We start from the raw sequence: 22,079 nt of genomic DNA, 5'->3' as shown, positions 1-22,079 counted from the left end.
ATATTTAGTCTTACGAATATTTTTGTTATACTAAAGGAGAACGTTTGGTCGATTAGGGGAGGGAAGATATGGCTACTCAAGGAAGGATATTATTTCATATTGATATGAACTGTTTTTATGCTTCAGTTGAACAGGCACATAATCCCGAGCTGAAGGGAAAAGCACTTGCTATAGCAGGAAACCCAAAAGAGCGTAGAGGGATACTTGTTACATGCTCTTATGAGGCAAGGGCAAAGGGTGTTTATACAACAATGTCTGTATGGGAAGCAAAACGAAAATGCCCTGAACTAATCCTAATGGCACCAAACTTTGAACGCTATCGTAATTCTTCACAAGCAATGTTCGCAATATTACGCACATACACGGATCTTGTTGAACCTGTGTCAATTGATGAAGGTTATATGGATGTCACAAGTATTGTTCATGGAGAAGAAGCGATTGAACTTGCAGAATCAATCCAAACTCGTATTTTAAACGAATTAGATTTACCTTGCTCTATAGGTATTGCCCCAAATAAATTCCTTGCAAAAACTGCTTCTGATATGAAAAAGCCAATGGGTATTACAATTCTAAGAAAAAGAGATGTTTCGAAAATACTATGGCACTTACCGGTTATTGAAATGCATGGAGTAGGGGAAAGTACGGCAAAAAAACTTGAGGGAATAGGAGTTCTCACAATTGGGAACCTTGCAAATATAGAGGATTATGTAATCAAATCGAATCTTGGAAAAAATGGACTTCGCCTAAAAAATCGTGCAAATGGTATCGATCATCGTGAAGTTGATCCAAACTCAATATATGATACGAAATCGATTGGAAATTCGATGACTTTTCCGGTCGATTTGGTTGAATTTTCAGAGTTGGAAAGTGCTATTCAAAAGCTTTGCGAAAAAGTAGCGAAACGATTGGATGCAAAAAATCTAGCAGGGCATACGGTTTCAATTATGATTCGTGATGCAGATTGGCATAATAGTAGTAGAAGTAAGACAATTTCAAATGCAATTTATAAAAAAGAAGCGATTGAATCCATCGCAATAACTCTAACCGAAAAGCATTGGAATGGTTCACCAGTGCGATTACTTGGCGTAACCGTCAGCAATGTTGTAGACAAAAAAGAAACAGTGGAGCAATTATCCATCTTTACTTTTGAAAAATACGTAAAAGAAGAGCCAGTTTTGAAAATTGTTGAACAATTACAACACAAATTTGGCAAAGATATTATTACAAAAGGAATCAAAGATGTGAAGAAGAAAACTTACGAATCACAAACAAGTTTTAGCAAAGATTTTTTGGATGATCATAAACGTTAGGAGGAGAACAATTGCATATTCAATTTTTAGGAACAGGTGCAGGGATGCCTTCTAAATCACGAAATACAAGCTCATTAGCTCTAAAATTATTAGATGAGAGAGGCACAATATGGTTATTTGATTGTGGAGAAGCAACACAGCATCAAATATTACATACAACAATCAAACCTCGAAAATTAGAAAAAATTTTTATCACACATTTACATGGGGATCATATATATGGATTACCGGGTTTACTAGGTTCTCGTTCATTCTTAGGTGGGGAAAAGCCATTAACAATATATGGACCTAAAGGATTGAAAGAATGGATTCAACTTACCTTACAAACATCACAAACACATCTAAACTATACTATCGAGTTTGTTGAAGTTGAAGAAGGCGTTATTTTTGAAGATGAAGATTTTAAAGTGATAGCAATGCCCCTGCAACATGTTGTCCCATGCTTTGGCTTTCGTCTTGAACAAAAGCCATTACCAGGCGCCTTACAAATTGAAAAGGCTAGAGCATTGGGTGTTCCAAAAGGTCCATTATTAGGACAATTAAAAAATGGGATGGATGTAACATTAGATGACGGTACGATTATCCGCAGTGAAGACGTCACAGAACCACCAAAAAGTGGATTTACAGTCGCAATTTTAGGTGATACACGCTATTGTGAGAATGCTATTACACTAAGCCGTAATGCAGATATCGTCATTCATGAAGCTACTTTTGATCATACCACAGAAGAATTAGCTGCAAATTATGGTCATTCCACGAATATTGATGCAGCAAATGTAGCACGAATAGCAGAAGGCCAAAATCTATTGATCAATCATTTAAGTGCTCGATTTTTCCCACAAGATATTGAAAATATGCTGAAGGAAGTTAAAGAACTAATCCCAAATACATTTATCGTGAAAGATTTTGATGAATTTAGTTGGCAACAAGGAGAGCTAAAAATTTTAGGGAAATAAAACAAGCAAGGGAATTTAGGTCCCTTGCTTGTTTTAGATAGTAGAGGAAAAGCCATTTCATAAATGATTTCAGACTGGATGAAATCGCTATGCTGACGGGGCGTAAGCAAAGGCGGAAAATTATAACTCACCAGTCTGAAATTAGGAGGATTCAACCTCAAGCTTTAACCCTAATGATTTCACCAAGGATCATTACTGTTAGAGCTTGGATTGTATCATATGCTTTGGCTAGAAAATCAGCTTGTGCGAATAACACGATATATAGATTCTGACGTTCTATAATTTTAAAATGGTAAAAAATCAATTCATTTTTAAAGTTTACATTGAATAATCAAGCTTCTTTTTCAAAAAGTGATATACTGAAATAGAATATAACTGAAGGGATCTGTGCAACATGAAATATTCAAAATCACAAATGCAACAACTAGTAAATAACGATAAGAATTTACAAAAACGCTTAAAAGAAATTATGAAATCAATGGAACTTGAAAAAAACTTTGCTTTAAAAGCTCTTTATCATTCAGATGTGGCTGATGGAGGTAAGTACCAACAAGCGTATCAAGAATTAGATCAAACAACGAAATAAAAAAAATCCTACTCAGGATTTTTTTTTTCGAAGAATTCAGCAATTAGTTCAGTTGTCTTTTTCGTATCTTCTTCAAAGAATTCCATTTTACTAAAATAACTGTGAATGAGACCCGGCATTACAATATGCTTTGCTTCAACGCCAGCCTCGCGTAGTCGCGTTACATACGCAATACCTTCATCCAACAAAACATCGTATTCTGCTGCGATCAATATAGTGCGTGGAAGCTTATGTAATTCCTTTGCGATTAAAGGGGAAACGGATGAATTTATTTCTTCCTTTGAATTCCCAATATACTGTTTTGTGAACCAAATCATACCATCACGATCTAATCCATACCCTTCTCCAAATTTTTCGTATGAAGATGTATTAAAGTTAGCGTTTGTTACAGGGTAAATCAATGCTTGTGCAGCAATTTCCGGTCCATCGTTTAAAACTGTCCACTGTGATACAACAGCTGCAATATTACCTCCAGCACTATCACCAGCTACGTAAATTTTTGAAGAATCGCCTTGTAATACAGCCGCGTTTTCTGCCACCCATAGAAATGCATCATAGCTATCTTGAACAGGCGTTGGAAATGGATGTTCAGGTGCAAGACGATAGTCGACAGATACTACAATAGATTTGGCAGAAGCAGTTAGATAGCGGCAACCTCCATCTGCATAATCTGGATTTCCGAATACCCATCCTCCACCGTGAAAGTAAACTATTATAGGAAATGGGCCATTACCTTCTGGCGTATAAACTCGTACAGTAATTTGTGCTCCATCAGATACAGTAATGAAACGATCTTCAATTTTAGCTATTCCATCAACTGAAACTTGATGAATGGGAGATGCAGCTCTTTCCGCTCTAGCCTCTTCTGGTGTTTGTTCATAATATTGAATACCTTGATGTGCTTCTATATAAGCTAACGATCCTTTAGTCAATTTCATTCAACCGCACCCTTTCCAAAAAAAAATGTTAAAATCAGTATACCACAATAAATAAATTAAACCAATAGAATAACTTGGTTTTATCTATGTTAAGGATTAATAAAGGGAAAATGAACATATTTCATAAAAAAGCAAGACTTTCTAAGCAAAATTTAACGCAGAGAGATTATTTCCCTCTGCGTTAAGGTGTTCTATATTTTTTAAATAAGTAATTTGACGGTGCTATATGTTGGATGTACTAACCGCTTTTAGCATAACATTATGTTTTATATGGATCAGCATGTTTAATCGATGGTGTTAAACCAAAGAGGTGATTGATCATCTGTTTCACCATTGTAATTAATCGTTAATTCTTCTCCTTCTTTAATATCCTCAAATGCATAAAAGTCTATTGATACATTTTCTTCATTATTATAAAAAGTTACATTCGGTGTATATGAGTGATTGAATAGGGATCCAAGGCCGAGTGCAATGGCTGTATCGTCCTCTCCCCAATAAAAACAGTAATAAAATAGAACAGTCTTCTTTAAATATTTCCATTCATGATTTGGTGATATGACGACTGGAGAAACCTCAATGAGTTCATCTTTCTTAATATCTCTTGTAGCAAAAAGCCCTCTTCCGTATTTACCAGTATCTTTCACCATTATTGGTGCCACAGCAGTATCTCCTCTCTTAGTCATAAAAGTACTAACATGAGTCAATTTCAAAAAGCTTTTCTAGTTAAAATACGAATATTTTCTAAATAAACAATTCAATAATTCGGATAAGTTTTCATTCCTAGTAATTACTTACTAGGCCGCTCCAGATGGTGCTTTCGTGCTAAGCGAGCGTTGATCCTCCTCGGAAGCTAAAACATTGTGCTCCTGCATCGCTTCGCTAGCTTCGTCGCAGAAAATTCTTTTTGTGGGGCAAAAAGAATTTTTGCTTCACTGCGGGGTCTCACCTGTCTCGCTTTCCCGCAGGAGTCGCCCTCTTCCGCTTCAAAGACAATATTCTAAAAGATATGGCATAGAACAATGGCACATTTAAAGTTTGTGTTTCTTATCAAATCTCTAAATTATGAAAATGCTTCCTAAAAAAATAAAAGTAAATCTCAAACTAGTAACTTTAACTGGTTTTTTAAAAAATCATTACGCATCCGAATAAATTGGAAAATGACATCGGGTTCTTTATCGAAAATGTCGATCTTATTTTTTTTATATGGATCGAGGAGTAGATGGGGACGTATCAATTCATGTAAAGTTAATACTTTGTCCTCCATGTAATTCACCATGAACTTTGTTTCAAGAATTTCTTCTAATTTTTCTCTGTAAATTTTCCTGTATTCTGGTACTTCTAAAAGGAGATAGCAAAGTTTGTTACCAGGTTTACCTCCGATAGGAACGTAAGTATGATCCATGATGCCACCACTTACTTTTCTCCCCCAGGTTGCATCATAGTCCCAAGGAAGTATTTCGAACAAACAAGTTTCGCTATTACGATAAAGGGAATAGTTGTGAGTAAAGCCATCATTATTCATCGTACAAACTGCTCCAACTTGCCAGCTAAAGAACTTATTAATATCTAAGTACTGCAAAATTTTCTCTGTAAATTCTGAGGGAGGGGTAGTATTGATATTAGTGATGAATTCTCGAAGTAAGTCGTCGTCGGATGGTGTACCACATGCTTGATAATAGCCCGACAAACGTGATTTTTTGGGTTTATCGTCTCTTGTCAAAGCAAAGTTTGCATCGTTGTTTTCTGCATAGTAGATTGGACCGAAAGGGAGATTTCTATTTTTTAAAAACAAATCATCTACTGATTCTAATTGTAAATAAACACCTTTTAATACACCATTCCTATAAAAATTAATATGTTGAGTATTTGGTGATAAGACTCCAAGATCTTGAAAGAAATCCAGTGACAGTTTGTTACGAATAAGTGAAGGATCTCTATATTCGGCATTTAGATGAATTTTACGAGCTCCGAAGAAATAGTCTTCTTCATCGAAATCAATAGTATAGGATCTTTTTCGAAACTTTCGTGTATAAGAGCCACGATAGCCAATCTCAATTTGGTGAGTAGTATTTTCTACCCTTAATTTGGCAGGAACAGTTTCTTCATACAACAAATTTTCTCTTAAAATGTCTAAGTCATCGTCTTCAATCAATAAGAAATAAGATGGAATTGAATCAGACATTTATTCACCTTCTTGTTATTATTTTATTGAATGATAAAGTATTTTATTTCCTAAATAGCCGACAACAAATATGTCCATATGAAGTGGAGAATGTAAGAGAAACATTTGTTGGCGGCTAGAGAAAGTGAAGATAATAAGCAAATTGACTCTAATATTTAAGGATAAAAGCCTCCCTTAATCATTGTACATTGATTAAAGAAAGGCTTTTATTATTTCTTTTAGAATGATTAGTGTTAATAATAATCGTCTTTTTAATGCAGTTCTTTGCCGGTGGTAGTACAGCCATTATGATTAGAAGAAGTATGATCAGTAGTAGTACATCCATTATGGTCAGAAGAAGTATGACCAATAGTAGTACATCCAGTAGAACTGTGTTTTGAAGAAGTATTACTGGTTGAACTATGACTAGATGAATTGCTACCAGAAGATGAATTTCCAGATGAACTGCTAGAAGAACCGGAGCTGACTCCTTGTTCTCCCTTCTTTCCGCTAGATGAACTACTTGAAGAACTACCAGAAGACGAGTTACCAGAAGATGAACTTGAAGCAATCATTTTTTTGCCTTTTTTTCCTTTTTTGCCCTTACTTTTTGAAGACGAGCTACTAGAAGAAGAACTTCCAGAAGAAGAACTTCCAGAAGAAGAACTTCCAGAAGAAGAACTTCCAGAAGAAGAACTTCCAGAAGAAGAGCTTCCAGAAGAAGAGCTTCCAGAAGAAGAGCTTCCAGAAGAAGAACTTCCAGAAGAAAAACTACTAGAAGAAGAGCTACGAGAAGAATGACTAGTTGAAGTACAGTTACAAGATGAAGTACTTGAAGAAGAATGAGAAGTAGAAGTGCAGTCACAAGATGAACTGTCAGCTGACGAACTAGAAATTCTATTTAAACCCGTTTCCTCTTTCATTAAAGGCACCTCCTTAATGCAGAATTAATTTTATAATACGCAGATCAATCTTTCTTTGCTTAGTCTAATACCTAAAAGAAAAGGTTTTTTTAGTAATAGAAAATGGATGAATGCAAGATAAATTTTATTGCCTTATTTATACGAATAAATTTAATAATGAATTTAATGATATTCAATTTTGTTCATTGTGAAGCGAAAGACGGCGACTCCTACGGGAAAAGCTTGAGCTGAAAGCCCCGCAGGAACGTAGTGACGAGGAGATTGAAGCCAAGCCCGTGGAAAGCGCCGTCTGTAGCGGAACATCAATATCTGAACATTAAAAATTAAATGTGTTGAAATGTTAGCAGTAAAATACCAAAAATGGATATATGAAATTGATGCATTCATTTTAATTTAGACTTTTTAGCTGCATTTTTAAATACTTGTTACGATCTTGAATGAATTGAAAAATCATTTCAGGCTCATAATCAAATATATCGATACTATTATTAATATATGGATCAAGAAGGAAGTGTGGCCGAAGATTATGATGAAGTGTTAATACTTTGTTTTTCATATAATCAACTGTAAACTTCGATTCAAGAATATCCTCCATTTTTCGTTTGTACAGTTTACGGAAATCTGGTATTTGCAATAATAGCTCACTCAACTTGTTACCGGGCTTTCCTTCAATAGGAACATATTTATAATCCATTATTCCGCCACTGATTTTCCTTCCCCAAGTAGCGTCATAATCCCATGGCATTATTTCGAATAAACCCGTTTCGCTATTTCGATACAATGAATAATTATGGTTGAACCCATCATTATTCATCGTACAAACTGCTCCTGCTAACCAATAAAAATACTGATCTATATTTATATAATTTGATATTACTTTAGAGAATTTGTTAAGAGGGGTTGTATTAATGATTGTAATCAGTTCAAAGAGGTAGTGATTATCAGATGGAGAACCATTAGCTTGGAAAAGGCCAGAAAGAAGAGATCTCTTTCGCTTACCATCTCTTTCAAAAGAAAAGTTAGCATCATTGTTTGTAGCATAGTAAATGGGACCAGGAGGTAGACCTCTTTTTTTCAAAAATAAATCATCTACAGATTCTAATTGTAGATAAACACCTTTAAATATATCATTTCTATAGAATTTTATATGCTGACTATCTGGTGCAAGAACTCCTAAATCTTGAAAAAAGTCAAGGGAAAGTTTATTGCGGAAAAGTGAGGGATCTTTGTATTCAGCGTTGAGATGAATTTTACGAACACCTAAAGTATTTTTTGAATTACCAAAATCAATTAAATAAGATCTTTTTCTGAATTTACGAGTATATGCCCCCCGATACGCGATTTGAATGTTGTAATTTATGTCTTCAATTTGCATTTGTGCTGGAACCGATCGATCATTCAATAAATTTTTCCTCAGTAGATTTAAGAACCCTTCTTCAATTGTTAAGAAATATGAAGGTATTTTATTTGACACATAATCACCTCCCGAAAGAATGGAATAACTGTATAGTACGCAAATTCAAGTCTAATACTTAGATTCAAGCCTCATTTATGGGATGAATACTTTGAATGTCGCTATTTTATTTCGATAAATTTATCATAGTTATAATATTATTGGACAACTTAAGTAAAAGAAAATTTGCAGAGGTGATAATCATGATCATTGAAAGGTCGCCTGAATGGGAAGAAGGTTTTCTAAATAGATTAGAAAATGAGAGTGAATGGGATAATTGGAAACTTTACAATATGTGTTACGAAGTAGTAAAAGCGAACCTCATTACAGAATTTACAGGACTTCGATCGCCTAAACATTTACCCAATTTAACTCCTCTTGCCCATCAATTAGAAGTTGCAGAAAAGGTTATCGAAAGAATGAATGGAAAAGCAATTTTAGCAGATGAGGTTGGCCTTGGTAAAACGATAGAAGCAGGTTTAATACTGAAAGAATATCTAATCAGAGGTCTTGTAAAAAAAGCGTTAATCTTAGCTCCAGCCTCTCTCATCAATCAATGGATTGAAGAACTGAACAATAAATTTTATATACCCGCCATTCCTTACAAAAAGAAATCCTCATTAGAGCATATCGATATTGTCGTCATGAGTATGGATACCGCAAAAAAAAGCCCCCATAAAGAGCTCATTTATGATCAAGACTATGACATGATCATCATTGATGAAGCTCACAAGCTAAAAAACCACAAAACCAAAATCTACGAGTTTGTACAAAGTTTAAAGAAAAAGTTTTGTTTATTGTTAACTGCAACCCCAATTCAAAATGATGTTTTTGAACTATTTTATCTCATTTCACTACTAAAACCCGGACACTTAGGAAATTTCGAAGTATTTCAATCCTCGTTTTCCGCGAGTAAACATGATTTAGAAAATGATGAATTTTTGAAGGAATTAGTTAACCAAGTCATGGTGAGAAATAGAAGACAGGATACTGGCGTAGAGTGGACTAATCGTCGTGTTCAAAACATTCCGGTGGATTTTACGAAAGAGGAACGAGAAGTCTATAACATGATACTGGAATTGAAAGATGTTTCGTCTATTTTCTCTGGTTCTTTCTCAATGATCACACTCCAAAAGGAAATGTGTAGCAGCAAGGAGGCTACTTGCTTGACGTTAGAAAATATGCTCCAAAATTGTAATGATCAAGAAGAGGTTAGCTTTGTAGAAGAAATCATAAAAAAATTGATGTCACTCGAAATTAACTCGAAAGCGGAAAAGGCTTACGAAATTATTTCTCAAGCAAATGATAAGGTCATTATATTTACCGAATATCGTGCGAGTCAAATTTATCTACAGTGGTATTTACATGCAAAAGGAATCAAAAGTGTCCTTTTTAACGGAAAATTCAACAAAAGTAAAAGAGATTATATGAAGAAACTTTTTCAGGAACAAGTCCAAGTATTAATCGCGACGGAAGCTGGGGGAGAAGGGATTAACCTACAGTTTTGTCATCATGTCATCAACTATGATTTACCATGGAACCCTATGAAATTAGAGCAAAGAATTGGACGTGTCCACAGATTAGGACAAGAACATGATGTCCATATCTATAATCTAGCTATTGCCGATACCATTGAACAAAACATTCTGGACTTACTCCAAACAAAAATTGAGGTATTCGAAAAGGTAGTAGGGGAGTTAGATGATATTTTAGCTTTCAAAAGAACAATGTAAGAACAAGCTTGTTTATTAGAATAAAATAGGAAGAATATTCTTCTGTTATCTCATTTTCAAGGTGCTTGTGTCTCACTGTTTATTTATTGTAGCGGAGGATTACTCGACTCCCGCGGGAAAAGCGTGGCAGCTGAGACCCTGCACGTAGCGTTTAAGGAACGGAGTCTAAGAACGCCACGTCCTGTGGCAACGACTCCGTGACCAACATCCTGTTGCCCCGAAGTGGCTCAGCGCACGCCCGCAGGAAAGCGAGCAATCCGTAGCGGGTATCGGTGGATTATTCATTTTTAATGGATAAAAACGGAAAATAAACATTCATGATGTAGGGGGAATTTATTATGGAGAAGGAGGATGGTTATGCTCCCACAACAAGTTCACGGATATTTACGTGATTTTTTTCAACAAACAGATTGTCCGATTGTTGAGGATAAAGGACATTATTTGACAGTACAATTAACGATTGAAATGGACAAAAGGATCATGAACCGTCCTTTCTATTGGAAATACATTGAAAGTACAGATACCGTTCCATGTCCTGCTCAACTTACATTCATTACGAATCAAAATATACTTAATGAAAATGTAAACGGTGAAATTGTGCACTTTGGATCATTTCGCCTTAATCAATTGTTTCAAGCTACTAAAGAAATGGGTGCATATGTACAGTTGTTTGAGAGGATAGATACGCATGAATCTCAAACCATACTTACGCCTTTCTTATGCGTGAATTACAAAGTATCGTATTTTTGTGATCAAACCAAAGAGATGCTTTATTCTCTTGGAATAAACTTAATGACAGGCAATATCAATGAAGATTTTCAAGAGATTTTAGCTGAAGTTGATTTAGTTTCAGATATTTCAGATAGTGCATTTCCATTGCAATATATTATTAAGCCGATTCGTGCGTTAAAACGATTAGATGATTTTATTGAAAATATCATTCAACAGGATGATCACACATGGGCAGAAAAGGCAAAAAAAAGATGGCAAAAGGACCAAAGGGTATTAGATTATTTTTATGAAGAGATAGAGGAAAAGCCAGAATCCTACGAAATAGAGAAGAAAGCATTAGAAGATCGATATGGCGTTAAAATAAAAATTGAAATTATTAATGGAGGATTGTTTTATTTAAAATGATTTATACGGGTAAATAATTACAATCGATACAGTTGAAATTACTAAGGAGACGAACTGTCACATGTTTCATTACACAGTAACATCTTCTCGAAATATGGAAGATACAATTGAAAGTTTAATGGGAAATTTAAAAAAAGAACAATTTGGTGTTCAATGGATTTTTAATATTAATGAAAAATTAGAGGCTAAGGGTCTAACTTTACTACAGAAATATCAAATTTTAGAAGTGTGTAATCCTGTTGAAGCACACCGCGTTCTTACGAAGAATCCACTTGTTAGTTATTTTTTACCTTGTAAAATTATTGTGTTTGAGGATAATGATAAAGTCAATGTAGGAATGCCACTACCCACAGCGCTAATTAGTATGGTGGAAGATCATGATTTAAAAGAAATCGCTGAATCGATTGAAAAACGCTTAATTCACTGTATTGAACAAAGCTTATAATGGGAAGCAATTGAGCATTTGTGCTTAGAGATCAAATAGTGAAAAAATAAAAAGCTGTTTCAAGGTTATTAATGTACCTTTGAAACAGCTTTTTGATATGAAAGGATCAAGCGTGTTGATTAGGATTAAATAGGAAGAATATTCTTCTGTAATCTTATTTTCAATGGGCTTGTGTCTCATTGTTTATCGATTGTAGCGGAGGGTTGCTCGACTCCCGCGGGAAAGCGTGGCAGCTGAGACCCTGCACGTAGTGGAGCGGAGGAAGCGGCTCAGCGCACGCCCGCAGGAAAGCGAGCAATCCGTAGCTGATATCGGTTAATCATCTATTGTTAATGGATAAAACTGGATTATCAGCATGCGTAATGAAAGGATTAAGATTAGAAAAAATTAAGTTAGTTTTTTTATATAAAAATTATCTGGGAGTAATGCCCAGTTTTGTGGGAAAGGGAATCCTAAAGCCCAGTAACTGACACCTCGAAGTTTATATCTCTTAATTAAATCAAACTTAGCTTGAGCACTTCTTGCATCTTCAAACCAAACTTCGTGTTGTTGACCATTTTCATCTACATAACGGAAGAAGGGGGATTGAGTAGCTGTATCATATTGAATAATCGTGCCGTATTTTGCTGCTCGTCGTATAGCTTCCTGAGGGCTAAAAGTTTCAGCTTCTTGTCCTTTAACATGTGGTAATTTCCAATCTCTTGCGTAAATTTGGAAGCCTAAAAATATTTTGTTTGCTGGCATAACAGATAGGGCATATTCCACGACTCTTTTCATCTGGTTAATAGGGGAGATAGATTGTGGTGGCCCGAGGCGATAGCCCCATTCATATGTCATCAAAATTACGAAATCAGCAATTCTTCCATGTGCCTCATAATCATGAGCTTCATATAACAGACCACCTTGAGTAGCAGACGTTTTTGGAGCAAGTGCTGTTGAAACAAAATAGCCTTTGGGATGTAGTCGATCAACAGCGAGCTGGAGAAATGCATTATAATTCTCGCGGTCTGAAGGTAACACACTTTCAAAATCAATGTTTAAGCCTTTATAGCCTTTATTATCCATGATTTTAAGTACGTTATTGATCACTTTTTCCTGTAAAACTTTACTAGATAATATCGTATGAGCTAAATTTGATCCCGTTTGGGTAGCTGTGAAATTTGTAATAGACATCAGCGGTACCACATTTTTTGATTGTGCTGCAGAAATCATTAATTCATCTGGAAATGGTTCTAATGAGGCATCCTCTTTTACTTTATAAGCGAACGGGCTCATATAGGTAAGCAGATACCCAACATCTTTAATAGATTGTGCACCCTCTGCAGGAGATTGATACGTATATGCATTTACTTCAATGGTAGGTTTTGATTTTGGAATAACCAAACGCATACCAACGTATAACCTGGAGGCATTCGAAAGATGGTTTTCACTCACAATTGCCTGCACTGTAGTACCATAACGATTAGCGATTTGCCAAAGTGTATCTCCAGGACGTACTACATAGGTTAAGCCGTGAGTTGGAATCACTAGTGATTGGCCAATTACAAGGTTATTTGGATTGGGTAATTGATTTAACTGAATGATTGAATTGATATCCACATTGTAGTGGGAAGCAATTTGCCAAAGTGTCTCACCTCTACTAACAATATGTATCTCCAAAACATTCTCCTTCCAAATTAAATTCCATTCTGTAATGTATATGATGAAAAGAATTAGATATGCATATTACTCGTAATCATTACAAAATTAATGTTAGTTTTAAAAACATATAGATACCCATTCAAGCGTTTCACAATTGAAATTAAACAAATCAACAAGTCTTTTTGCTGTAAATCTATTCTATTTATTAGTCAAAGTTAATGACGGCGCCTTCAAATGTAAATGGATTATTAATATTAATCCTAAATAGTGAAAACCTGGATTATTTATAAATCTAGGTTTTTTTTCTTTGCTATCGGATAATGGGCATTATATTCGTATTTACTTTATTGAAAAATAAAACTTTTGTATTAGATAAAATAGAACAATTGAATCACAAGTGTTTACAAACAATCTATATTAAGCTTACAAAATTAGTGAATTAGGTTAACAAATATACCTTATAATACCAATTGTGGATAAGAAATTATGCACATTTGAAAGGAGGATTATCGCAATACCCTGAAAAAAATAGCGACTATACGGAGGATGTAGAATGAAACATCAAATTTCAAGTTTATTAATTGCATCAACAGTTTTAACAACAACAGTTTTTACTCCAATTGCTTTAAATGAGGTAAGCGCAAAAGCTGTTCAGCAGCAAAAGGTAGAAAAAGGAACAATCATTGTAGACGGTAAGTCTAAATCAATTTCTTTTTCAAAATCAAACAAACAAAAACTTTATTCAGCCGAACAATTTTCAAAATTAATAACTGCTAAGTATAAATACAATAGCAAAAACAAGACTTATGAAGTATCAAAAACGGTAAACAAAAAGCAAGTAAAGGTTACTTATAAAGTCAATGTTAAAACAGCTGTTATTAATGGTAAGAAAACAAAAATCAACATAGCACCTAAATTGATTGGAAAAAAATTATATATTGAAGCTGGTTCATTAGTTAAAGCTTTTGGTGGAGATTTTGATGGAAACTTTTTATCAACTACTGGATTAGTAAGTGGAGATACATTTGAACCACAGTGGGTAAATAATTCGACTATTCTTGTTTCAAATGAGGATGTTCAAGATAGTAGAACACTTTTACTAAATACTACTACTAAAAAAGTAGTACATACAGTAAATGGTACAGGCTTAGTAGTTTCTCCGAATGGTAAACAAGCTATTTATTCAGATGAAAATGGCTTTGTTTATCTAGTAGATTTAATGTCTAAAAAGACAAAGAAACTAAATGCGGAAGATGATTCAGTTAAAACTGAATTTGTATGGTCACATGATGGCGAAAAAGTGTATTTCATTCAAGGTGATAAGAGTGAAAAAATAGGTTCCATCAATATTTCAGACGGAGCAGTTACTACTATTTTTGCTGATAGTTTGAATTATAAAGCTGATCTACATTTATCAGTAGATGGTAATAAACTTCTATATACAGTAGGTAAAGAAGGTAGTACTTCATTTACTGATGGCGATGATCCAGAAGTAGAGAACATCGATACTACTGGAACAGAACCGCAAATCTATGCCTTAAACCTAACTGAAGCTACACCAGCTGCAGTTGCAGTCACAACTACAACTGACAATAAAGTTTTCCCTGGCTTTGTATCAAATGGGAACATCGTGTACTTAAGCACAGATCCAGAAGACGATCAACTTACTGAGTTGAAAATGATTGATGGAAACAACAAAATAACTACACTTAGTTCTACTAAAGATATTGTTTATTCTTTAGTAACACCTAAAGGTGAATTAATGATTTTGGTAGCAGAAAGCAATGGATCTTCTACAATTTATAAAGTCAATACTGCTACAAAAAAAATAACGAAGGTAGTTTCTACGAAATTAAAGCTGTCTTCATTTAGTGTTTCAAATGATAAGTTAATTGCTGGTACCACTTCAGACAAAAATGGTGAAAAAGTGGTTGTACTGAAAAAAGGATCTTTTGATTTCCTAACAAAATAAAAAATAAAGGGGTAAATTAATTATGAAAATGTTTAAACGTATTACAATTGCAGCTTTATCTACAGTCGCGGCAGTAGGATTCACATTTGGTAGTATTTCATCAACTTCAGCAGCTTCTTCAAATAAGATTGTTGTAGCAGGCTCAACTGCATTACTTCCTGTCACACAACAAGCTGCAAAAGAATTTAAACGTTCTAATCCGAAAGTATCTATCTCTGTTTCAGGTTCATCTTCTGTTGCTGGTCCACAATCTGTACAAAAAGGTTCTGCAACAATCGGAGCAGTGGACTGGGATGCTACGAAATCAGTGCCTGGTTTCAAAGCATTTAATGGATTAAAAGCACATAAAATCGCAGTTATTCCTTTTGCAACAATCGTTAACAAATCGAACCCTGTTAAAAACTTAACATCTGCACAATTGCAAGGTATATTCTCTGGTAAAATTACGAACTGGAAACAAGTAGGCGGAAAAAATGCAAATATTGTTGTAGTAAACCGTAAATTTGGTTCTGGTACACGCGTTAACTATCAAATGAAAGCCTTAAACGGAAAAAGCTTTATGACAAAAGGTAACTACAAAGAAGTAGGTAAAAGTGGAGAAATGGTTACTTCTGTAGCAACGAATCCAAATGCAATTGGTTATGTTGACTTAGCATACGTAAAAGGTGACATTAAAGCTGTAAATTTCAATGGTGTAGCAGCTACAACTTCTAACGTAATCAACGGTAAGTACAAAGTATGGAGCTATGGTTACCTTGTAACAAAAGGAAATCCTACTGGCGCTAATGCACAATACATTAAATATATTCAAAGCAGCAAATTCCAAAATGGTTCTTTAAAGAAACTAAAATTCATCCCAGTTAGCAAAATGAAATAATTTCTACTTTTTAAAATATGAAATGATGCCAGCCTTTAATAAGGCTGGCATTATGTTAGTAGTGGAGGATATTATGGCGAAAATAGAGTATGAGCTACAAGAACCGAAACTTTTAATCAATACAGATAAGGTAGTAAAGGAAAAAGTCTATATACAAAATCGATTGTTTAAGATTTTTTGTTTGCTAAGTGTCTTGTTTCTAGGGCTTGTCCTTCTTTCAATCATTGTATTTATTGGTCGTACTGGATTATTAGTGTTTAAAGACGTTTCATTTAAAGAATTCTTCTTTTCAACTACATGGGAACCATTTGAAGAAAAATATGGAGCAGCAACATTTATTATAGGTACTTTAGAACTGACAGGTTTAACCCTTTTAATTGCCGCACCAATATCGATTGCTGTGGCGATCTTTACCGCTGAAATAGCACCTGACTTTCTTAAACGGATTCTTCGTCCAATTTTAGATTTATTAGTAGGCATTCCTTCGATTGTATATGGTTACTTGGGATTAACTATACTCATTCCTTTTTTAAGAAAAGTGACAGGGACTATGATGGGTGATGGTCTATTAGCTGCAGCTATCGTATTATTTATCATGGTTTTACCAACGATTTCTAGAATAAGTGATGATGCAATCTCTGCAGTATCTTCTGATTTAAGGGAAGCAAGTTATGCTCTTGGAGCAAGTAGGATGCAAACTATTTTTAGAGTAGTCATCCCACATGCAAGTTCGGGTCTGTTAACTGCTATTATTTTAGGAATGGCTCGTGCGATTGGTGAAACAATGGCTGTTGTCATGGTGATTGGAAATACACCTCAATTAGCACATGATTTATTGACACCGACGGCAGTTTTAACTAGTAATATCGTAAATCAAATTATCGATGTCGAATTCGATTCTACTTGGAATTATGCTTTATATATGATGGCATTCTTATTACTGATCCTTTCAAATGTGCTGATTATTATTATTAGAAAGCTTCGTACCAAAGGAGTATAAGAAATGAATAAAAGTTTAGATGAAAATTTATATAAGAATGGTAATAGATTAAAAGATAAAGTATTCACAATTGCAATATGGACGATTACTTCCTTGATTTTCATTCTAATTATAGGATTACTTATTTATATTTTATCTAAAGGATTACCGAAGATTACACCTAGCTTTTTAATCGATTTACCAGATGAAATTGAAAAAGGTGGAGGGGTAGGGCCATTCCTATTTAACTCTTTTTATGTATTACTTATTTCGCTCGTCATTTCAATTCCTATTGGGATTGGATCAGGTATATATTTAGCTGAATATGCACCTGTCAATCGATTTACAGAATTTATAAGAACTTGTGTAGAAAGCTTAGCATCCGTTCCTTCCATTGTTTTTGGTCTATTTGGTTACATGTTATTTGTAGATATATTTGACGTGGGATTAACTATTTTAGGGGCTGGAATAACACTGTCACTTCTCAATTTACCAGTGATAACTTCTGTAACGGAGGAAGCAATAGAAGCTATAGATGATGAATTAAGAGAAGCTTCCTTAGCTATGGGTGCGACTAAATCTCAAACTATTTTGAGAACTGTAATTCCTGCAGCTATGACTGGAATTATTAGTGGTATAAGTCTAGCTACATGTCGTGCATTTGGAGAATCTGCGTTGATCCTATTAGTAGGAGGAACCGGAACCTCAGGCGAAATGTGGGATTGGAATCCGCTTTCTCAAGGAGGAACGCTACCTGTGCAGTTATGGTATGTTCAATCAGAAGCACTTGTAGAGGATGCACCGGAAATTGCTCAAAAAGCATCTGCTTTATTGGTTTTGATTACACTCCTATTGAGTTTTTTACTCAGATTACCGTTATGGATTAGAAATTCTAGATATAAAGCTCGTCCGAAAAATGCGAAGAACTCAAAGCTATCCCTATAAACTGGAAACTGAAAAAATCAAATCCATTTGTCTAAAATTGAATATTTCAAGCTGAAGTTGATGAAGAAAAGTTCCTTTTATGAACTGACCCAATAAAGTTAGACAAATAGTTTAGGCAGCTTCTAAGACCTGAGTTCGGTATTCTACTGGACTTAGGTCTATTAATTTTGCCTTCATTCGTTTGTGATTATAATACTCGATATAATCATGTAGTTCTTGTTCAAAATGTTCCATACTCTCAAAATCCTGAAGATAAAGAAGTTCAGATTTTAACAAGCCAAAGAAATTTTCAATGACGGCGTTATCTAAACAGTTGCCCTTACGGGACATACTCTGCGTAATGTGGTGTTCTTGTAGGGTCTTCTGATACTTCTTCATTTGGTAATGCCATCCTTGATCGGAATGTAGAATTACTTGATCTCCTGGTTGAAGACGATTAATAGCTTGATCTAACATCTCTCCAACAAGTCGATAAACAGGACGGCTCATCACTTTATACGCAATGATTTCACCATTACACAAATCTAACACAGGTGATAAATAACGTTTCTCTCCGAATAGATGAAATTCCGTAAAGTCTGTTACCCATTTTTCATTCATTTTCTTTGCCTTAAAATCACGTTGTAATAGATTTGGTGCGATTCGACCAACGGTCCCTTTGTAAGAACGATATTTCTTTATACGTACAAGACATTTTAAGCCCATCTGATTCATTAGACTATTAATTGTTTTAGGATCGTGAGTATAACCATATTTCTTCAATTCTTTAGCTATACGACGGTAACCATAACGACCTTTATGTTCGTGGTAAATCATTTTAATTGCTTCTTTTACTTGTCCGTATTTATCAGTTTGATCTAATCGATTTTCCCAATAATAATACGTACTACGGGGAATGCCAGCGACTTTAATCAACTCCACAACGTCATATTTATGCTTTAGTTCAACTATTACTTGCGCTTTGATTTTGTTTGTAATTTTACTTGCATTTGAACTAAAGTATTTAACTTTTTTAAGTAGGCGTTCTCCATTTCTAAACGCTTTATCTTTGCTTGTAAAGCCTCTAGCGAGCCTTCATCTGATACTACAACTTTTGATTGCATCTTATTCGATTCTTTTTTCATTGGAGGCGCCCTTTTTCTTTGGTTCTAGCGCATCCAGCCCCTGTGTTTTTAATAACCATTCCCATTTATAAACTGTACTTGGAGAAGAAATATTAAAATTACTCGCTGTTTCTCGAAGAGAAGCGCCTGTTTCGTTCATAAAATTAAGTACGTCTAGTTTAAACTGAACAGAGTAAGCTGTATAGTCTTTTTCAAAACCATTCATTCCTTGGGCCTCAAATAATTTTACCCAGTTGATAACTTGAGATTTGGTTGAACCAATACTTTCTGCAATCTTTTTATAACTTTCAGTTCCATTTAAATAACGTTTCACTGCGTTTAATTTTGTCTCCATTGTAAATTTAGTCATAAAAACACCCCGTAAATGTTAGTTAGTGTCTAACATTTACGGGGCAGTTCATTTATGGGGACTTTTTTAATTTTATCCATTTGAATTAATTTCATAATGCTAAATTAATATAAAATAAAAAAACATTTAATTTAATCCAATTTTTTTCATTGTGGAGCGGAAGCCGGCAACACCTACGAAAAGCTTTAGCTGAAAGTCCCACAGAAATGTAGTAAATGCAATGAAAAAGTAAAAGTAGATGAAAATCTTGTTTTGCTAAATTTGTTGACGTGGAATTAGCGAAGACTCCTGCGGGAAAGCGAGGCAGGTGAGACCCCGCAGGGAACGAAGTGAGCGAGGAGGCTCAACGCTCGCCCGCGGAAAGCGAAGCTAATTCCACATCATTTAGAAAGCAAATCAATAATATTTGTATTTAAACACTTTTTCAGTTCCCACAATGTAGTGATCGAGGAGATTGAAACCAAGCCCGTGGAAAGCGCCGTCTGTAGCGGAACATCCAAATCTGAATATTGGAAAGTTAAGTGTTAAAATGTTCGTATTTAAAAACCACAAATAGATTTATGAAATCAAATAATAGAAAAAATTGAAACTATCCCCTTTTTTAATCGTAGATAAATTAATTGGGGGGGATGATAAATGCGAACTATAAAACTTTTTACTATGATGGTTGTTATGTTATTAATATGTGTAGGCTGTTCAGAACAAAAGGGTATAGATGAAATTGAATCATTCTTAACTGCATATTACAATGTCTCATTCGAAGAAAGTAATCAAATAATGGATAAATTGTATGAAGAATTGGACAAACAACTTGAGGTAAAAGGTGAAGAAACAATAATTACAGTCGAAACTCCAAAATTTGGAGAAATTTATCCGAAATCTTTTGAATCATATTTCACAAAAAAGGAATTTGATATATTGTTAAGAAATGGAATATTCTCATTTTTACCACAGATAGCTATGAAGAAAAAAGCTGATTATAAATTACAGTCGCTAAAGCAATTGTCTATTACTGAAAAAGATGACCATTTGGAGTATACATACGAAGTTGAATTAAATGAAATAATAGATGGTCAAACGACACCATATACCGATGAAGTGCGTTTTTATATGACAGAAGAAAAAGGTGAATGGAAGATTTCGAATCTTCGTTTCTTTAATCGAGAATATGTAAAATAGGCAGAATGTAATTATTTCCCCACGTAAAGGAGAAGTGATTCTAATGAAATTGACTCAATAATGCGTAATTTTATATAATTTAAGTAAGTTTCCATTTTGTTCTATTAAAGAATTATGAACAAAAGCTAATTTATAGTTTATCTATCTCATTGGAGGAATAGAATTGATACTCTTCTTAAATATTGTGTTTTTAATCATCATTGGGTACTTCTGTTATAGATTTATTCAGCTTTTAACAAAATTGAAAAAAGATAAGATCTTTCCAATTACAAATGAGGAGTTAATCGCAATTAGAACATATCCTCAGAAAGTAGTGAGCTTACCAACTTTTTCAAAACAAAAAACTGCAATAATTCTTTATTTCTTTATAATATTATTCGTAATAGGTATGTACATAATAGATGTAGTTTATAAAAAATTTGATACTTCCTTTTATTTACTGGCGTTTCTTCCTTTAACCTATTCACATAATCTGTTGAATTTATTTGCAATAATAAATGAGGGAGTGTTAAGTGGAACTCGTTTTGTCCCTTGGAAAAGAATAAAATCATTTCAATTTGTACCTATTAATCTTAATCATGGATATTATGGATATTCAAAAGAGGTCAATGACGGCTATGAATTGAAAATGATAGCAAAGTTTTCAACGATAAGCTGTATCGTTACTACAGATGAAGCAAAAGAAAAATTGACGAAGATATTGTCTGAGCATGGATTAACGGAGACTGGAGTAAAGGGGGATGAGCAATGTCCGATTATTGGAAGAGACCAAAAATAACCATTCCAAAAACCAAAAGTGAATGGGTTTGGGATATCATTGGCTATAGCTTTTACTTTGCTTCTTTCATTTTACTCATTACGAATTGGAACGTACTACCTGATAAAGTACCGGCACATTATAATGCACTTGGTGAAGTAAATCGCTATGGATCAAAATGGGAACTTTTGATTTTACCATGTATAGGTGCTTTTATAATAATTTTTTTACAGGTAATAGAAAAACATCCTGAGATTCATAATTATCCAAGTCGATTAAACGAATCAAATGTAAAACAGTTTTATTTACTCAGTCGAAAGCTAATAAATAAAATAAAAAATATTAGTCTCATCATTTTTGCTTGCCTCTTATTTGAATCCATTTCGATTCCACTGGGGTGGGGGCATGGATTTGGTAAATGGTTTTTACCTATCAGCCTTTTTGCAACAGGAATTCCAATTATCTTAGTAATAATCGAACAGAGAAAGATTCAATAAATAAAAGAAATCTTATTTTTATTTTCTTTAAATTTCAAAGTACTAGAGCATATTATATTATGTCTATTAAGAGAGTATCCTCAATTTGAAAAGTTTGTTTAAAAACTTACATTTCAC

Annotated in this window: 19 protein-coding genes and 1 pseudogene; 14 read left to right on the top strand and 6 right to left on the bottom strand. The window is 34.2% G+C overall.

The window, feature by feature from the left end; genetic code table 11:
- Positions 1-68: 68 nt before the first annotated feature.
- The 3 genes from Q8X41_RS05070 (at position 69) to Q8X41_RS05060 (ending at position 2,852) form a co-directional block, all read left to right on the top strand.
- Complete coding sequence (locus Q8X41_RS05070; protein ID WP_397539171.1) at positions 69-1,310, top strand: DNA polymerase IV; 1,242 nt, start codon at positions 69-71, stop codon at positions 1,308-1,310.
- Positions 1,311-1,321: 11 nt separating this feature from the next.
- Positions 1,322-2,266: a ribonuclease Z gene (gene rnz / locus Q8X41_RS05065; protein ID WP_397539170.1), complete on the top strand. Its 945-nt coding sequence runs from the start codon at positions 1,322-1,324 to the stop codon at positions 2,264-2,266.
- Positions 2,267-2,660: 394 nt separating this feature from the next.
- The gene (locus Q8X41_RS05060; protein ID WP_397539169.1) at positions 2,661-2,852 is read left to right on the top strand and encodes a hypothetical protein; all 192 of its coding nucleotides are present in this window, start codon (positions 2,661-2,663) and stop codon (positions 2,850-2,852) included.
- Positions 2,853-2,860: 8 nt separating this feature from the next.
- On the opposite strand, the gene Q8X41_RS05055 is transcribed toward Q8X41_RS05060, so the two are convergent.
- From Q8X41_RS05055 to Q8X41_RS05045, 3 genes are all read right to left on the bottom strand, one after another.
- On the bottom strand, positions 2,861-3,790 hold the full coding sequence (locus tag Q8X41_RS05055; RefSeq protein ID WP_397539168.1) for an alpha/beta hydrolase: 930 nt from the start codon (positions 3,788-3,790) through the stop codon (positions 2,861-2,863).
- 284 nt (positions 3,791-4,074) lie between these two features.
- Positions 4,075-4,449 (bottom strand): SET domain-containing protein, encoded by a 375-nt coding sequence (locus tag Q8X41_RS05050; RefSeq protein ID WP_397539167.1) that lies wholly within the window; start codon positions 4,447-4,449, stop codon positions 4,075-4,077.
- A 437-nt stretch (positions 4,450-4,886) separates the two neighbouring features.
- Positions 4,887-5,972, bottom strand: a complete 1,086-nt coding sequence (locus tag Q8X41_RS05045; RefSeq protein WP_397539166.1) for a CotH kinase family protein — start codon at positions 5,970-5,972, stop codon at positions 4,887-4,889.
- A 414-nt stretch (positions 5,973-6,386) separates the two neighbouring features.
- On the opposite strand from Q8X41_RS05045, the gene Q8X41_RS05040 reads away from it, so the two are divergent.
- On the top strand, positions 6,387-6,752 hold the full coding sequence (locus Q8X41_RS05040) for a hypothetical protein (protein ID WP_397539165.1): 366 nt from the start codon (positions 6,387-6,389) through the stop codon (positions 6,750-6,752).
- A 510-nt stretch (positions 6,753-7,262) separates the two neighbouring features.
- Here the strand turns inward: Q8X41_RS05040 and Q8X41_RS05035 are convergent.
- The gene (locus tag Q8X41_RS05035; protein WP_397539164.1) at positions 7,263-8,348 is read right to left on the bottom strand and encodes a CotH kinase family protein; all 1,086 of its coding nucleotides are present in this window, start codon (positions 8,346-8,348) and stop codon (positions 7,263-7,265) included.
- 182 nt (positions 8,349-8,530) lie between these two features.
- On the opposite strand from Q8X41_RS05035, the gene Q8X41_RS05030 reads away from it, so the two are divergent.
- The 3 genes from Q8X41_RS05030 to Q8X41_RS05020 all read left to right on the top strand — a co-directional run bounded on the left by Q8X41_RS05030 (position 8,531) and on the right by Q8X41_RS05020 (position 11,642).
- Positions 8,531-10,060 carry a DEAD/DEAH box helicase gene (locus tag Q8X41_RS05030; RefSeq protein WP_397539163.1) on the top strand — a complete coding sequence of 510 codons (1,530 nt, stop codon included), beginning with the start codon at positions 8,531-8,533 and terminating at the stop codon, positions 10,058-10,060.
- A 357-nt stretch (positions 10,061-10,417) separates the two neighbouring features.
- A complete protein-coding gene (locus Q8X41_RS05025; RefSeq protein WP_397539162.1) occupies positions 10,418-11,197 on the top strand; it encodes a YqhG family protein in 780 nt (259 codons plus the stop codon).
- Between the two features lie 61 nt (positions 11,198-11,258).
- Entirely contained in the window at positions 11,259-11,642 is a 384-nt protein-coding gene (locus Q8X41_RS05020; protein ID WP_397539161.1) for a DUF302 domain-containing protein, read from the top strand.
- A 387-nt stretch (positions 11,643-12,029) separates the two neighbouring features.
- Here Q8X41_RS05020 and Q8X41_RS05015 read toward each other — a convergent pair whose 3' ends face one another.
- Positions 12,030-13,301, bottom strand: a complete 1,272-nt coding sequence (locus Q8X41_RS05015; RefSeq protein WP_397539160.1) for a LysM peptidoglycan-binding domain-containing protein — start codon at positions 13,299-13,301, stop codon at positions 12,030-12,032.
- A 535-nt stretch (positions 13,302-13,836) separates the two neighbouring features.
- On the opposite strand from Q8X41_RS05015, the gene Q8X41_RS05010 reads away from it, so the two are divergent.
- The 4 genes from Q8X41_RS05010 (at position 13,837) to pstA (ending at position 18,056) form a co-directional block, all read left to right on the top strand.
- Positions 13,837-15,255, top strand: a complete 1,419-nt coding sequence (locus Q8X41_RS05010) for a stalk domain-containing protein (protein WP_397539159.1) — start codon at positions 13,837-13,839, stop codon at positions 15,253-15,255.
- Positions 15,256-15,277: 22 nt separating this feature from the next.
- Positions 15,278-16,132, top strand: a complete 855-nt coding sequence (locus Q8X41_RS05005; protein WP_397539158.1) for a phosphate ABC transporter substrate-binding protein — start codon at positions 15,278-15,280, stop codon at positions 16,130-16,132.
- Between the two features lie 73 nt (positions 16,133-16,205).
- On the top strand, positions 16,206-17,132 hold the full coding sequence (gene pstC, locus Q8X41_RS05000) for a phosphate ABC transporter permease subunit PstC (RefSeq protein WP_397539157.1): 927 nt from the start codon (positions 16,206-16,208) through the stop codon (positions 17,130-17,132).
- 3 nt (positions 17,133-17,135) lie between these two features.
- Positions 17,136-18,056 (top strand): phosphate ABC transporter permease PstA, encoded by a 921-nt coding sequence (gene pstA / locus Q8X41_RS04995; RefSeq protein ID WP_397539156.1) that lies wholly within the window; start codon positions 17,136-17,138, stop codon positions 18,054-18,056.
- Positions 18,057-18,167: 111 nt separating this feature from the next.
- Here pstA and Q8X41_RS04990 read toward each other — a convergent pair.
- Positions 18,168-19,529: pseudogene (locus tag Q8X41_RS04990) on the bottom strand (IS3 family transposase).
- 636 nt (positions 19,530-20,165) lie between these two features.
- On the opposite strand from Q8X41_RS04990, the gene Q8X41_RS04985 reads away from it, so the two are divergent.
- The 3 genes from Q8X41_RS04985 to Q8X41_RS04975 all read left to right on the top strand — a co-directional run bounded on the left by Q8X41_RS04985 (position 20,166) and on the right by Q8X41_RS04975 (position 21,962).
- Positions 20,166-20,708, top strand: coding sequence for a hypothetical protein (locus Q8X41_RS04985; RefSeq protein WP_397539155.1), 543 nt, complete (start codon positions 20,166-20,168; stop codon positions 20,706-20,708).
- Between the two features lie 163 nt (positions 20,709-20,871).
- Positions 20,872-21,486, top strand: coding sequence for a hypothetical protein (locus tag Q8X41_RS04980; RefSeq protein WP_397539154.1), 615 nt, complete (start codon positions 20,872-20,874; stop codon positions 21,484-21,486).
- A complete protein-coding gene (locus Q8X41_RS04975) occupies positions 21,456-21,962 on the top strand; it encodes a DUF1648 domain-containing protein (protein ID WP_397539153.1) in 507 nt (168 codons plus the stop codon). Before Q8X41_RS04980 ends, Q8X41_RS04975 begins: the two co-directional genes overlap by 31 nt.
- Positions 21,963-22,079 lie beyond the last annotated feature (117 nt).

This window comes from Rummeliibacillus pycnus (assembly GCF_044359855.1).
Classification (GTDB): domain Bacteria; phylum Bacillota; class Bacilli; order Bacillales_A; family Planococcaceae; genus Rummeliibacillus; species Rummeliibacillus pycnus_A.
The sequence above is the reverse complement of the archived record's forward strand: the minus strand, read 5'-3'. Positions and strand labels throughout refer to the sequence as shown.